We start from the raw sequence: 12,714 nt of genomic DNA on the forward strand, positions 1-12,714 counted from the left end.
TTTCGTCTATCTCATTTCGCTCAGCGGTCGTAGTTGGTGCCGGGTACGCTCTGTTGCTGTCGACAAGTGGGACCATGGTATCCGCTGCTCTCCAATACGCCGGTGCCGATGTGAGTGAAAAAGAAGCGGATACGGGGCGTGCGGTCGGGAAAGTAGAGAATATTCTGATACTCACGTTGACGCTACTCGGCGCATACACGGCACTAGGGCTGGTGTTCACTGCAAAGTCAATTGTCCGCTGGCAAGACATCTCCAGTGGGAACACGACGTATTATCTCACGGGGAGTATCGCCAACGTGACGTACTCGCTAGTCTTCGGCGTCTGTCTTGACTATCTGCTTGGAACCGTCTAGAACTCCGTTCCCTTCCGCGCGCCCTGCCCGGCGTCGATGGGGTGTTTCTCCTTGTTGACTTCCGTTATGAGATCGGCATGGTCGGTCAGAAATTCTGGTCGCTCGTGCCCGCCCGTCAGGACCAGTTCGAGGTCGTCGGGCTTTGCTTCGATGAGCCCAATCACGTCCGCCGGATCGACGAGGCCGCGGTTCGCGGCGTAGAGAATCTCGTCGAAGACGAGCATGTTGACGCCCTCCTCTGGCGGGCCGTCGGCGTCCCGCGGCGTCGAGAGGTCGGCGTCAGCGCTGGCCTGAACGAGTTCCCGTGCGCGGTCGAGTGCCCCCTTCGCGCGGGCCTCGTGCTCGTCGTCCTCGCTCCCGTCGAGGAAGCCGTGCCAGCCGTAGTGGCCGGCGTTCTCGTAGGAAAAGCCCGGGAGGGCGGCGATAGCGTTGTACTCCCCGCGCACGTCTTCGACGGTGCTGGTCCCGCCTTTCATGAACTGCAGGAGGTGGACGCGGTAGCCGTGGCCGACGGCGCGGGTCGCCATCCCCAGCGCCGCCGTCGTCTTCCCTTTGCCGTCGCCCCACCAGACCTGCACCAGCCCGAACTCCTCGGGCGCGCTCGGACTGATCGGTTCGGCGGTCGGTCCGGCCGTGTTGTCGCTCATGCCCCTCTGTTGGATCGGATTCTGTTTAGCCGTTCGGTCTCAAGGACCGCCGTCGGGAACCCCTCCCTCTTCACGGTTCGAAAACCTCAGTCTCGCGCTCTGTAACCACGCCGTATGCCGCATCCTCCACGGTCGGCAGGCTGTCGCCGTCGTAGCGGGCGGCGAGACTCGACCGGATAGCGTCGCGGACACAGACGCGAGCGGCGGCCCCGATTTCTGTTGCGCTGCCGGCGAACGGTGCGGACTCAGCGCTCGGGACACAGCCGACGATGGCGGCGTCGGAGGTGGTTCCGGGCACGCCCGCTGCGTCGAGTAGCGTCGCGGCCTTCGCCTCGACAGCCGTGGCGAGTAGCGTTGCCAGCGCGCCGTCGTCCAGCGCGCGGTCGACGCCGGCGACGAGATTGACCGTGCCGGGACGCCAGTCGGGGCTGTCTGCCGGATTCGATGCTGTTCCGTCGGAGTCGACCGCTTCGTCTGCTCCCGACATCGGCAACGCCGCGGGGTTCGAGAGGCCCGCGGTCGCCAGCACCGACACCGGGCCGCTCCGGGCACAGCGGGCGTGCTCCATATGCACGCCGGTGAGCAGCGCCGGGCCGAGGGGGAAACCGGTCGCGGACAGTCGCTCCGCACGGTAGGCGTCGAGGTCGGTCCGCTCGAACCCCTCGGGTACGGTGACGTTGTAGACGGCGTCTGCGGTCCGATAGCCCCCGTCCCACGCCGTCGAAAGCCATCGAGCACCCTCCCGGCGGAGCTGACAGACGCCGTCCCGAACGGTCGTCTCAAACATCCAGCGCGTCCAGCAGCCGGTCGTTTTCTCCGGGGGCTCTGACGGCGACGCGGATGTGCGAGTTCAGCCCGCGGAACGTCCGCGCGTCCCGGAGTGCGATACCAGCCTCGCGAGCCGAGGCAAGGATATCGTCGACAGACTCGTCGGCGTCGCTGACCGACAACAACATGAACGGCGCATCGGAGGGGCACACGTCGAACCGTGTTTTCAGCCGCTCCCGCATCCGCACGCGCTCCTCGGCGACGCGGGCCTTCGTCTCCGAAACGAACTCGGTCTGTCCGTAGCAGTGTGTGCCGACCGCGGCCGCCGGCGCGCTCATCGACCAGGCGCGTCGCGCGGTTGCGAGTCGGTCACGGGCCTCGCCCGAACCGACGGCGTAGCCCATCCGGATGCCGGGGAGGCCGAACAGTTTCGTCAGCGAGCGCGCGACGATGACGCCCTCACGGCCCGCCAGCGACTGCTCGTCGGTAAAGCCGAGAAAGGCCTCGTCGACCAGCAGCGTCGTCCCAGCGTTGAGACAGTCGTCGGCGAAGGCCCGGAGCGCCGACGGGTCGGCCGCTTCGCCGGTCGGATTGTTCGGGTTGCAGACGATGGCGAGCGCATGACCGTACGGGTCGGCGGTCAGCAGGTCGTCGTGTGGGACGAACTCCGGCGTCCCGCCCTGGAGCCGGACCTCGCGGGCGTACTCGCCGAAACTGGGATACGGGACGAGGACGCTCTCGCCCGCCCGGACCGTCGTCTGGATCGCCAGGCGTATCGCTTCGAGGCCGCCGGCCGTGGGTATCACCTGCGCCGGCTCGCAGTCGACGAAGGCCGCTGCGGCCGCTCGGAACTCGGGGTAGTCGTCCGCCGGATACGAGCGGGCGGCCTCGAACGCCGCCCGGTACGTCTCCGCGGCGTCCGCCGGGACGCGGGGGTTCGTGTTCGCGCTGAAATCCAGCAGGTCCGGGTCGTCGCTGCTACCGTGTGGGACGCGCCCGTCCGGCCCGATGGCGTCCTCGGCCCCGTCGCCGCCACTCGCCCGCAAGCCCTCGACCGAATCAGGGTCCATTGACGGGGGCTACGGCGGGCGGTGTGGAGAAGGTTTCGCGGCGGTCGGCCTCCGCCCCCACGTCGTTACAGCCATTGCTCAGCCACGCGCGCGTCAGCGAGCGTGTTGACGTTGACCGCGACGCGTCGGTCCCGCGCGAGCCAGGCGTCGTCGGGGCCATCGCCGACGACGTTGACGCCCGTCGGCGCGACCTCCCTGTCGCCGTTTTCGAACGTCGTGTCGTCGCTGACTCCCAGCCCGCGCTTCAGCGAGGCCGGGACTAGAACCGTCAGCGAGCCCCCGTTGTGCTCGTCGAGCACGCGGTCCACTATCTCGCCGTCAAGCAGCGGCAGGTCGGCGGCGACGGTCAGCACCGGCCGGGCGAGTCGGCCGTCGGCCAGCGCGCTGTCGAGGTCGGCGACGTACCCCTCACCCGGCGTCTCGATACAGGGCACGTCCAGATGTGACTGCGTTTCCGGTGCGTTCGGCGACGTTACAGCGATAACTTTTTCGACGGAACTGTCTTCCAGTGCGCCGACGACCCGGTCGACCATTGGGACACCGCCGACCCGAAAGAGCGGTTTCTCGGCCTCGGTGTCCAGCCGCGTCCCGCGCCCGCCACACATCACCAGAGCGTCCATGCGAGCACCTCCCAGTCGACGAGCGGTACCGACCGGACGCCGCCGAAGAGCGACCACGCGGCGACGCCGACGTGGAGCGCGACGGCGCGTGTCAGTTCGTTGGCCGCGCCGAAGACATCGCCGCCGACGCCGTCCAGTCGGCGGTTCGCCCAGCCAGAGAGGCCAAGAGCGAGCAGCGGGCCGGTGAGAACGACGACTGCGGTTGCTGGAACGGCGACGGCAGCGGCCGGGAGTGCGACGGCGAGCGAGCCGACGAGGTGGCGTGGGCTGTTCCCGTTGATAACCGTCGACCCGAATCCCTCATGGCTCGGGCGTCCGACGCAGGCCAGCGTCGCCATCGCGAGTTTCGCCCCCACCTCGGCGGCGAGGACCAGCGCGACAGCGACCAGCGGCGGGAGCCCGGCAGCGGCCAGCGCGCCAAACGCCAGCGCGAGGAGGACGGTCCCCAGCGCGAGGACGGCCCCGACGCCGACAGTCGTGTCCCGCATCACGTCGCGGCGCTCCGCGGGGTCGCCGTGGACGACGGCGGCGTCCCCGAGGTCTGCGAGGCCGTCGGCGTGGTTGACGCCGGTGACGAGGACGACACTTCCGAGGTACGCTGCGGCGACGACCGGGGCCGGAAGCAGGCTGGCGGCGAGGAACGGGAGTGCGACGAGGCCGCCGACGACGTAGCCGGCCAGCGGGAACGCCGCCGGCGTCCCGACGAAGGCCTCCCACGCCTGTTCGCTGTGGCCGACCGGAAGCCGCGAGAGGAACCCGAGCGCCCCCCGGACCGCGCTCAGAACCACGCGAGCACCCCCAGTCCAGACAGCAGGTACGCCAGCACCCCGGCGACGCCGACCCGCGTCACACTGCGCTGGGCCGTCGCCACGTCGGGGAGGCGTCCTGCGGGGTTCAGGACGTACACGCCCGGCTTTTCGAGTCGAACGTCCAGCGCCGCGGCGGCCGTCCCCATCGGCCACCCGGAGTTCGGCGATGGAACGCCGTCCAGCCAGTCCCGGGCTTGGGCCACCGACCGGGGCGACCCACAGGCGAGGGCGAGCAGGAGCGCACTCGCCCGTGCCGGGAGCCACATCACGGCGTCGTCGAGCCGCGCCGCGGGCGTCCCGACGCGTTTCGAGCGGTAGCCAAGCATCGAGTCCATCGTGTTGACGGCCTTGACCCAGGCCGCTGCACCGACAGCGACGGGAAGCGCTGGAAGGCCGACGCCCGTAGCGGCGGTTCCACCCAGGACGAACGCGGCCAGCGACGCGACGAGCCCATCGGCGAGATTCTCTGATGCGCTCTCGACGGCGGCGCTGCGGACCTCGCCCGCAGAGAGCGCGCTGGCGTCGCGACCAGCAAGTGCGAGCAGCCCGTCCCGAGCAGCCGGGAGGTCAGTGTCGCTGTCGGCGATGACGCCCCGAGCGGCCGAAAGGAGACTGCGAAGGCTCGTGGTCAGGAACAGCGCGAGGCCGGCGAGGGCTGCGGCGGCCAGCGGTTCGCGAGTGGTAGCGAGTGCGACGCCTGCGCCGACCAGCGTGGCGGCTCCGAGCGGCAACAGCGCCGCGGCGAGCGCCCCGACCGCAAGCGGGTGGTCCCACTCGCGGTCGACCGCCCCGACGAGCCGTCCGAACCACGCAACGGGATGCAAGCGGGTCGGCGGCTCACCGATTGCGAGTTCCAGCCCGCCGGCGACGGCCACCGCCAGCGCGCTCAACACAGCGTTCCCTCCCGGAGCTTCTCGGCTATCGCCGGCAGCGAGTGGTCCTCCAGCAGAATCGACTGCGCGCCCACACGGCCCGCGCCGCCGTCCGTTCGGGCGTCGTCGCCGACGTGGACGAGGTCGGCAAGCGCCACGTCGAGTGCGTCGGCAGTTGCCTCGAAAATATTCGGATGCGGCTTCCGCCAGCCGCAGCCGACGCTGGTGACGACGGCGCCGAAGGAGTGGTCGCGCTGCGATTCGATAGCCGCTCGCTCCAGCGTTCGCTCGCCCAATCCCGGGACGCTGCAGTTCGAACAGACAGCGACCGGACCACGCTGTGCTGCGGCGTCCAGCGCGTCGATGGCTCCCTCGCGGACCGTCACCGGGCTGTCGAAGGCATCGAGGACGGCCTCGGTCGCCGTCTCCGCAGTGATCTCGACCCCGCGGCTGGCAAGCGCGAGGCGAACGTGCTCGTCCAGCGGCGCTTCCCGGCCGCGGTCGTACTCGCGGTGGGCCGAGCGATAGGCGTCCTCCCAGTCGTCGGGTACCCGAACCGACCGGGCCGAGAGCGTCTCCGCAACGGCGTCCCACGGCTCTGACGGCCGGTCTGCCGCGACGAGCGTCCCGAACAGGTCGAACGAGAGTGCCACGTTTGTGTGGTTAGTGCAAGCTCACTTGAACTGTGGGGGTCGGATCAGGAACCGCCGTGGGACTCGGTGCTGCTGTCGGGCCGTTCAGACCGGTCGAAACCCAACCACGGCGGACGCCCACCGACAGAGCGGCAGTAGCGAAGACCTGGCTTGAGGCATTCCAAACCGTTTATACCTAAACAGGGGTAATCCGGCGGTATGGCAAGAGAGCAGACCGAAGTTCGAGAGCTCGACGAAGGAAGCTACGTCATGATCGAGGACACGCCGTGTAAGATCAACTCTTACAGCACGGCCAAGCCGGGCAAGCACGGCAGCGCCAAGGCCCGAATCGACGCTAAGGGCGTCTTCGACAGCAAGAAGCGCTCGCTGTCCCAGCCTGTCGACGCAAAGGTCTGGGTCCCGATTGTCAACCGAAAGCAGGGGCAGGTCGTCTCTACCGACGGCAACGACGCTCAGGTCATGGACCTCGACACGTACGACACGTTCACGATGCGGGTCCCCGAGGACATCGACCTCCAGCCCGACGACGAGATCGAGTACCTCCAGTACGAGGAACAGCGCAAGATCACACGCTCGTAACGATGTTGCCCGGTGCGGGGGCCGACCGCGGGGCGGCCGACTACGCGCTCGTGGGTGCACCACTCGACGCGTCGACGTCGTTTCGCCCCGGGACACGGTTCGGCCCACGCCGCATCCGCCAGTTCGGCCAGCAGTTCGACGATTACGACCACCGCACCGGCCAGCACTTCACTGACTGTTCTGTCTACGACCACGGCGACATCGGCCCCACGGCCGACGTTGCCGAGTACCTCACTTTCCTCCAGGGCACCCTCTCAGATTTCGATAGCGAGGGGGCCGTCCCGCTCGTCGTCGGCGGCGAACACACCGTCTCCGTCGCCGGCGTGCGCGCCCTCGACCCCGACGTGTTCGTCTGTCTGGACGCGCATCTCGACCTGCGCGAGTCCTACGCCGGCGACGAGTACTCCCACGCGACGGTGACCCACCACGCGCTTTCGGTGGCTGACGAAGCGATTGTGCTGGGCGCACGCACTGGCTCGGAAGCCGAATGGGACCGCGCGAACGAAGCCGACGTGACCGTGGTTCCGCCCGAGGACGTGGCCGACTGGTCGCCCGGGTTCGACGACGAACGGGTGTACCTCTCAGTCGACATCGACGCCGCCGACCCCGGGTTCGCGCCGGGCACCGGGACGCCGGAACCGTTCGGCCTCGACCCGCGGGAGATGCACACCGTGGTCAGAGCCGTCGCACCGCAGGCCGTCGGCTTCGACGTAGTCGAGGTCAACGACCGCGACGACGGTCAGACGGCGACGCTGGCCGCGAAACTCCTCCGGGCGTTCGTGTTCGCCCACGCGGACCAGCGCTGAGCCGAAATGTATCGGGGAATATTCTCGCCGTCGGCTTCAGCAGACAACTCGGTGGATGTCCAGCGGCGACGCTCGCCGGACAACCGCGTCGACTGGGTCGGCGACAGCCGAGAGGTTGTCTGAGTCGCCGTCGAGGACCAGCAGCGCGGCCCGGCGGCCGGGTTCGATGACACCGCAGTCGAGGCCGACCGCTTCGGCCCCAGCGGTCGTGGCCATCCGAAGCACCGTCCGCGAGGGGAGGTCGAACGTCTTCGCGGTGTACTCCATCTCACGGAACATGGATGGTGCATTGAGCATCACATTATCAGTCCCGAGTGCCACGTCAGTGTACTCCAGAAGCGTCTCGATCGGCGGTCGGCCGACCTCAAGGACGAGGTTCGCACGGGGACAGACCGCGATAGGGACGTCCTGATCGGCCACCCGTTCGAGGTGTTCTGCTTCGGCATGGACCATGTGGACCAGCAGGTCCGGCTCCAGATCCAGCGCCGGGTGTATGTCAGTGGCGTCCGGTTCGCCGGCGTGGATAGCGAACGGGACCCCGCGCTCCTCGGTGGCGGTCCGCCGCGCGGTGAAATCGTCGTCGTTCGCGCCGCTGGCACCGAACCCGTCGGCCACGTCCAGCACCGCAGCGTCATCGCTCCCGAAGATGAAGTCCTCGATATCGAGTCCTTCGGCGGCCTCACGTAGCGCACGCGCCCCGTCGACGCCGAACTCGCGGAAGTCGAGAAACGCCGCGGTGCCGGTTCGCTGCATGAATCGAAGTGTGCGGTGCATCGCGGCAATCAGCGTCTCGTCGTCGGCCGCTGCGATCTGCTGGTGTTTCAGGCTGTCCGGTGGTACCACTGCCTCCTCCAGGCCGAGACCGACAGCGGCCTCCTTGGCGACTGAGTCGCCGACGTGCGTGTGGGCGTTCACGAACGCCGGCAGGACAATGCGGTCGTGGTCGCTCTCGCGCTCAGACGTCTCCTCGATGGCCGTTATGTAGCCGTCCTCGACGACAACGCTGCCGTGGACCGGCTCGAACGACCGCCCGGCGAGGACGGTCCCCTCGATAGCCTCCATATGGGAGCGAGGGGGCGGAGCTATATGTGTCTCATGGAGGCACAATCTCGCCACATAGCACCGGGCCGCGGTAGACTGATGCGGCCGGCGCCGGACAGTTCGAGTATGAGTGGCAGTACCACAGTTTCCGAGGGCCGCGCGCTGTCGCCAGACGACTGGTCCCATCCGGCGGAGCGACGCTACGCGGACGCACAGGCCCGTCTCGCGGACCACTGCGACCTCGCCGTCGAGTCCAGAGTGACCGAGACGGACGCCGCGGGTCGCGTTCACTATCTGGTCGGTGGGAATCAGGGCGGCGACCCACTCCTCCTCCTTCACGGGGTCGGGACGCCGGCGGCGACGTGGCTCCCGCTGTTCCCGGCGCTCACCGACGAGTACCGCGTGTACGCTCCCGACCGGCCCGGCCTCGGCCTCTCGGCCGCGCCGAGCTACCGGGACCGGGACCTCCGTTCGTATCTGGTCGCATACTTGCTGGAACTGCTCGACGACCTCGCTATCGACCGTCCCCACGTCGCCGGTAACTCTCACGGCGGCCTGCAGTCGCTTCTGCTCGCAATCGACCACGACCGTGTGGACCGACTGCAACTGGTCGGCGCGCCGGGCGGCGTCTCGCGGGACCTCCCGCTCCTGTTTCGTCTGCTGACGGTTCGCGGCCTCAACCGGGTCCTGCTGTGGCTGCTCAGCCGCGGTGACCCGGTCGAGAACGCGAGACAGTCGATGCAGCGGGTCAACGTCGTTGACGCCTCAGCGATACCCGACGTGTTCTACGAACTGCTCGCCGCCGGCCAGGATCTGCCCGGCCGGCCGGAAAGCCAGCGGTCGCTGGCGACTGCCCAAGGCTCGTACGGCCGTGCCCACCCGTTGTTCGATATTCGGGACGAAATCGTAAGCGTCGACCGCCCGACGCAGTTCGTCTGGGGGACGGAGGACGCCTTCTACCCGACAGATGTGGGCCGCCACGTCGCGGAAAAGATGCCCGACGCCGAGTTCCACGAACTCCCGGGACACGGCCATACGCCGTGGCTGGAACCGGGTGACGAAGTCGCTGGACTGGTCCGTGGGTTCTTCGATAGGTGAGCGTTTTCACTATATTACATCGTAAACAACGACTCAGTGTCAGTGCTGTTCGGACCGCCGTGGCCGTCGCCACTCGCTCGCCATCCGACACAGCAAGTAGTCTTTTAGTAAACAGGCCATCTCGGTTGGGAGCATGGACCAGCTATCGTCGTGTTACTTCTGTGGCGGCGCGCTCGATGTCTCGCTCTCCGAATACCCGATTATCCCGAAATCGCTGGACCCGGAAGCCGAGAAACAGGGGACCGTTGTTCTCTGTTCGACCTGTAGAGAGAAGCTCGCGACTATCGTCGAACCGGCCGTCGAGGCGGCGAAGGCGGACGCCCGCGAGACAGCGGAAACGGCTGGCGACGCCGGGACCACGGAGCCGCCGGGACTGCTGGACGATTCTGGAACGCCGGCAGGCGACGCACAGGCGACCACCGACAGCGTGGTCGAGCCAGCCGACGACGGCTCGCTGCTGGGTGACGACGGCGGGAGCGCGGCGGGACAGGAACAGTCGGCGCAGTCAGCGGCGACGACGGAGGCGACTGCGGAGCCAGATGCAACGAACGCGGCCGCGTCGGACACCACGGACGGGCAAGCGGCGGAGCCGACCGAGTCGAGTGACTCGGCGGCGAACACTGGGAGCGAGGACACCGAGCGCGGTACGGACAGCGACGACAGCGCTGATGGCCCCTCGCTGACGAAACTGGAGTACAACAAGGTGATGCGCCTCCTCCAGAACCGCGAGATGCCCGTCGACCGTGCGGAAATCCGCGAAGTCGCGGTCAACGCTTACGACATCGACGGGGAGCAGTTCGACGCCATCATCGACGCCGCGGTGGACCGGGACCTCATCGGCCAGGAAAACGGCCAGCTGGTCGAATCGGACGGGTAGCCCGACGCCGGTAGAGAAAAGCATACCACTGGCCCTCTCGAAGCCCGCGCCATGAACGCAGGCAACATCGCGACGCGTCTCGACGACCGACTCGACACCGCGGCCTACGCCGACATCGACGCCAGTCCGAACGGCCTGCAGGTCGGGCCGGCGAGCCAGCCGGTCGAGCACGTCGCCTTCGCAGTAGATGCGGCCGTCGAGACCATCGACCGCGCCGCCGACGCGGGCGCTGACCTGCTCGTGACCCACCACGGCATCGTCTGGGGCGGGATGGAGCGCGTGACGGAAACCAACTACCGCCGGGTCGCACCCCTCATCGACAACGACCTCGCGCTGTACGTCGCGCATCTCCCGCTAGACGGCCATCAGTCGCTCGGCAACGCCGCCGGCGTCGCGGACCTGCTGGACCTCGACAACCGCGCGCCGTTCGGGTCGATGGGCGGCGAGCACATCGGCCAGCGTGGCTCCCTGCAAGAACCACAGACGATCTCCGAACTCGCCGAAACCCTCGAAGGAAATGTCGATACCGGCGGGCAATCAGTGCAGGTACTGGACTTCGGGCCGTCGACTATCGAGGACGTTGCCATCGTCACCGGCAGCGGCGTCGACTGGCTACAGGAGGCAGTCGAGACGGACGCCGACGTGCTCATCACCGGCGAGGGGAAACAGCAGGCCTTCCACGAGGCGCGCGAGCAGGGACTCCACGTCATTCTCGCCGGCCACTACGCGACGGAGACGTTCGGCGTTCAGTCGCTCCAGACCGTCGTCGAGGACTGGGGGCTGGAGACGACCTACATCGACTGCCCGACCGGCCTCTGAGGCGATGGCAGATGTCGTTTCGTACGAGGGCGTTAGCTCGGATGCGGACCTCATCGCCTGGTCGCAACAGTACTGTCGACGGGTCCGCCGTGAGCGCGGTGTCTCGATTCGGTTCGACCTCGTCGACTGGGCGGTGTCCCACCGAGCCAAGCGTCGGGCCGCCGCGGTCAAGCGGCCGAAGCTGGACGATGCGACCGTCGGCGACCGGTACGACTGGGACAGTATCGACGGGAGCGACGGCCGCCCGCTCCCGTGCACGGTGTCGCTGACATGGGACGCGTTTTCGGCCTTCGAGCGGGACGCCTGGGAGGCAACACTGCGCCACGAACTCATTCACGTCGAGCAATATCAGCGCGACGGGACGACCGACCACGGCCGGGCGTTTCGAGAGCGGGCCGACCAGCTCGACACCGACGTCCACTGTCCGGCCTTCTCCGATCCCAAGCACGTCCTCACCTGCGGGGCGTGTGGGGACCTCGTCGCCCGCCGCTATCAGGACTGCACGCTCGTCGAGCGACGCGAGCAGTACCGGTCTGACTGCTGTGGGGCCTCACTGGAACTGGGCTGACTACAGCAGGAACCTGATGGCCCAGAGGACGCCCATCCCGGTCACCATCGTCGCGAACACGTCCTCGGTCCGCCAGGCGACGCCTGCCGCGAGCGCTCCGGCGACGAACTTGTCTGCGGCGAAACTACTGGCGTCGAGTGTCACGAACGAGGGGAGGACGAGCGCGGCGAGGACGGCGGCGGGGACGAACCGCAACACCCGCTCGACGACCGGCGGAATCTCGTCCAGCCGACCGAACAGCGCGATGAACGAGAGGCGACAGGCGTAGGTCAACACGCCGATGACAGCGACGACGCCGGCTATCTCAACCGGGCCGTAATTAGTTGCCATCGGTCCCTCCCGTGGCGGATTCCGTGAGAACGCCAGCCGTGATGCCAACGCCGGCCGCGACGAGCAGTCCGAGATTGAGCGGGAGGCCAGCGCCGACGACGGCGACGGTTCCACCGACGACAGCGGCGATGCCGGTCGCTGCGTCTTCGATTGCTGGGACCAGAATCGCGAGGAAGACGAGGGGGATAGCGAATTCGAGGCCCCAGGCGTCGGGGACGCCGGTGCCGAGCAGCGCCCCGGCGATAGTCGTGACCTGCCACACCGCCCAGAGCGTCACGGCGACGCCGAGGTAGTACCACTTCCGGTCCGTTTCACGGTCTGACCGGTAGCTGGCGACCGACAGCGCGTACGCCTGGTCGGTCAACACGTAGGCGAGCACTGCCTTCCACCGGCCAGTGAACTCCCGAAAGTACGGGGCAATCGACGCCGAGTACATCAGCAATCGGAGGTTGATGACGACGGCCGTTGCGACGACGACCGTCAGCGGTGCGTTCTGTCCCAGCAGTTCAAGCGCCGCGAGCTGTGATGCGCCGGCGAAGACGACCACCGACAGCCCGACTGCGGTCGGCAGCCCCAGCCCGGCGTTGACGGTCGCGATGCCGGCAACGAGGCCAAACGGAATAATTCCTAGCAGCAGTGGCGCAACATCCCGAACGCCGCGCCTGAACGCAGCAGTATCCATAGCTCCCAATCCAACGCAGGGGCGTCTAAGCCCTCCGTTTCAGCTGCGGTGTGTGACGGCACGTCGACACACGGCCTCTACCCGTCACGGCGAACCACGACGTTGAAACCCGCCGCCATTCG

17 protein-coding genes are annotated in these 12,714 nt (G+C 67.9%); 7 read left to right on the top strand and 10 right to left on the bottom strand.

The genetic code is table 11. The features are described 5' to 3' along the window. Positions 1–110: 110 nt before the first annotated feature. Complete coding sequence (locus VI234_RS00955) at positions 111–353, top strand: hypothetical protein (RefSeq protein ID WP_239642255.1); 243 nt, start codon at positions 111–113, stop codon at positions 351–353. Here VI234_RS00955 and VI234_RS00960 read toward each other — a convergent pair. The 7 genes from VI234_RS00960 to VI234_RS00990 form a co-directional block, all read right to left on the bottom strand. Beyond that, complete coding sequence (locus VI234_RS00960) at positions 350–1,000, bottom strand: cob(I)yrinic acid a,c-diamide adenosyltransferase (RefSeq protein ID WP_336329007.1); 651 nt, start codon at positions 998–1,000, stop codon at positions 350–352. The two genes, VI234_RS00955 and VI234_RS00960, sit on opposite strands and share 4 nt — an antisense overlap. A gap of 70 nt (positions 1,001–1,070) precedes the next feature. Then, complete coding sequence (locus VI234_RS00965; protein WP_008308207.1) at positions 1,071–1,787, bottom strand: adenosylcobinamide amidohydrolase; 717 nt, start codon at positions 1,785–1,787, stop codon at positions 1,071–1,073. After that, positions 1,780–2,838 carry a threonine-phosphate decarboxylase gene (locus tag VI234_RS00970; protein ID WP_008308208.1) on the bottom strand — a complete coding sequence of 353 codons (1,059 nt, stop codon included), beginning with the start codon at positions 2,836–2,838 and terminating at the stop codon, positions 1,780–1,782. Before VI234_RS00970 ends, VI234_RS00965 begins: the two co-directional genes overlap by 8 nt. Before the next feature lie 65 nt (positions 2,839–2,903). After that, positions 2,904–3,443: an NTP transferase domain-containing protein gene (locus VI234_RS00975; protein WP_336329292.1), complete on the bottom strand. Its 540-nt coding sequence runs from the start codon at positions 3,441–3,443 to the stop codon at positions 2,904–2,906. Further along, positions 3,443–4,246, bottom strand: a complete 804-nt coding sequence (gene cobS, locus VI234_RS00980) for an adenosylcobinamide-GDP ribazoletransferase (protein WP_336329008.1) — start codon at positions 4,244–4,246, stop codon at positions 3,443–3,445. The genes VI234_RS00975 and cobS overlap by 1 nt, the downstream gene beginning before the upstream one ends. Further along, positions 4,237–5,160, bottom strand: coding sequence for a CobD/CbiB family cobalamin biosynthesis protein (locus tag VI234_RS00985; protein WP_336329009.1), 924 nt, complete (start codon positions 5,158–5,160; stop codon positions 4,237–4,239). The genes cobS and VI234_RS00985 overlap by 10 nt, the downstream gene beginning before the upstream one ends. Continuing rightward, positions 5,154–5,792 (bottom strand): HAD family hydrolase, encoded by a 639-nt coding sequence (locus VI234_RS00990; protein WP_336329010.1) that lies wholly within the window; start codon positions 5,790–5,792, stop codon positions 5,154–5,156. The genes VI234_RS00985 and VI234_RS00990 overlap by 7 nt, the downstream gene beginning before the upstream one ends. Positions 5,793–5,990: 198 nt before the next feature. Between VI234_RS00990 and VI234_RS00995 the strand changes: the two genes are divergently transcribed. Then, complete coding sequence (locus tag VI234_RS00995; protein ID WP_008308213.1) at positions 5,991–6,371, top strand: translation initiation factor IF-5A; 381 nt, start codon at positions 5,991–5,993, stop codon at positions 6,369–6,371. A 2-nt stretch (positions 6,372–6,373) separates the two neighbouring features. Further along, positions 6,374–7,177, top strand: a complete 804-nt coding sequence (speB, locus tag VI234_RS01000; protein ID WP_008308214.1) for an agmatinase — start codon at positions 6,374–6,376, stop codon at positions 7,175–7,177. Positions 7,178–7,213: 36 nt separating this feature from the next. On the opposite strand, the gene VI234_RS01005 is transcribed toward speB, so the two are convergent. Then, positions 7,214–8,239: an amidohydrolase family protein gene (locus VI234_RS01005; RefSeq protein WP_336329011.1), complete on the bottom strand. Its 1,026-nt coding sequence runs from the start codon at positions 8,237–8,239 to the stop codon at positions 7,214–7,216. Positions 8,240–8,344: 105 nt separating this feature from the next. Between VI234_RS01005 and VI234_RS01010 the strand changes: the two genes are divergently transcribed. From VI234_RS01010 to VI234_RS01025, 4 genes are all read left to right on the top strand, one after another. Beyond that, the gene (locus tag VI234_RS01010; RefSeq protein WP_336329012.1) at positions 8,345–9,316 is read left to right on the top strand and encodes an alpha/beta fold hydrolase; all 972 of its coding nucleotides are present in this window, start codon (positions 8,345–8,347) and stop codon (positions 9,314–9,316) included. Positions 9,317–9,449: 133 nt separating this feature from the next. Beyond that, positions 9,450–10,193: a hypothetical protein gene (locus VI234_RS01015; protein WP_008308220.1), complete on the top strand. Its 744-nt coding sequence runs from the start codon at positions 9,450–9,452 to the stop codon at positions 10,191–10,193. Between the two features lie 51 nt (positions 10,194–10,244). Then, complete coding sequence (locus VI234_RS01020) at positions 10,245–11,012, top strand: Nif3-like dinuclear metal center hexameric protein (RefSeq protein WP_008308225.1); 768 nt, start codon at positions 10,245–10,247, stop codon at positions 11,010–11,012. 4 nt (positions 11,013–11,016) lie between these two features. Continuing rightward, positions 11,017–11,580, top strand: coding sequence for a hypothetical protein (locus VI234_RS01025; RefSeq protein WP_008308226.1), 564 nt, complete (start codon positions 11,017–11,019; stop codon positions 11,578–11,580). On the opposite strand, the gene VI234_RS01030 is transcribed toward VI234_RS01025, so the two are convergent. After that, positions 11,581–11,910, bottom strand: a complete 330-nt coding sequence (locus tag VI234_RS01030; RefSeq protein ID WP_008308227.1) for an AzlD domain-containing protein — start codon at positions 11,908–11,910, stop codon at positions 11,581–11,583. It lies immediately after the preceding gene. After that, the gene (locus VI234_RS01035; RefSeq protein WP_008308228.1) at positions 11,900–12,592 is read right to left on the bottom strand and encodes an AzlC family ABC transporter permease; all 693 of its coding nucleotides are present in this window, start codon (positions 12,590–12,592) and stop codon (positions 11,900–11,902) included. Before VI234_RS01035 ends, VI234_RS01030 begins: the two co-directional genes overlap by 11 nt. Positions 12,593–12,714 lie beyond the last annotated feature (122 nt).

The sequence above is a fragment of the Haloarcula sp. CGMCC 1.2071 genome, from assembly GCF_037078445.1.
GTDB lineage: Archaea > Halobacteriota > Halobacteria > Halobacteriales > Haloarculaceae > Haloarcula > Haloarcula amylolytica.

Excerpts from the sequence above, each read along its gene's own strand:
- VI234_RS00960 (WP_336329007.1), bottom strand. The coding sequence starts at position 1,000 with ATGAGCGACAACACGGCCGGACCGACCGCCGAACCGATCAGTCCGAGC.
- VI234_RS00965 (WP_008308207.1), bottom strand. The coding sequence starts at position 1,787 with ATGTTTGAGACGACCGTTCGGGACGGCGTCTGTCAGCTCCGCCGGGAG.
- VI234_RS00970 (WP_008308208.1), bottom strand. The coding sequence starts at position 2,838 with ATGGACCCTGATTCGGTCGAGGGCTTGCGGGCGAGTGGCGGCGACGGG.
- VI234_RS00975 (WP_336329292.1), bottom strand. The coding sequence starts at position 3,443 with ATGTGTGGCGGGCGCGGGACGCGGCTGGACACCGAGGCCGAGAAACCG.
- VI234_RS00995 (WP_008308213.1), top strand. The coding sequence starts at position 5,991 with ATGGCAAGAGAGCAGACCGAAGTTCGAGAGCTCGACGAAGGAAGCTAC.
- speB (WP_008308214.1), top strand. The coding sequence starts at position 6,374 with ATGTTGCCCGGTGCGGGGGCCGACCGCGGGGCGGCCGACTACGCGCTC.
- VI234_RS01005 (WP_336329011.1), bottom strand. The coding sequence starts at position 8,239 with ATGGAGGCTATCGAGGGGACCGTCCTCGCCGGGCGGTCGTTCGAGCCG.
- VI234_RS01010 (WP_336329012.1), top strand. The coding sequence starts at position 8,345 with ATGAGTGGCAGTACCACAGTTTCCGAGGGCCGCGCGCTGTCGCCAGAC.
- VI234_RS01015 (WP_008308220.1), top strand. The coding sequence starts at position 9,450 with ATGGACCAGCTATCGTCGTGTTACTTCTGTGGCGGCGCGCTCGATGTC.
- VI234_RS01020 (WP_008308225.1), top strand. The coding sequence starts at position 10,245 with ATGAACGCAGGCAACATCGCGACGCGTCTCGACGACCGACTCGACACC.
- VI234_RS01025 (WP_008308226.1), top strand. The coding sequence starts at position 11,017 with ATGGCAGATGTCGTTTCGTACGAGGGCGTTAGCTCGGATGCGGACCTC.
- VI234_RS01030 (WP_008308227.1), bottom strand. The coding sequence starts at position 11,910 with ATGGCAACTAATTACGGCCCGGTTGAGATAGCCGGCGTCGTCGCTGTC.
- VI234_RS01035 (WP_008308228.1), bottom strand. The coding sequence starts at position 12,592 with ATGGATACTGCTGCGTTCAGGCGCGGCGTTCGGGATGTTGCGCCACTG.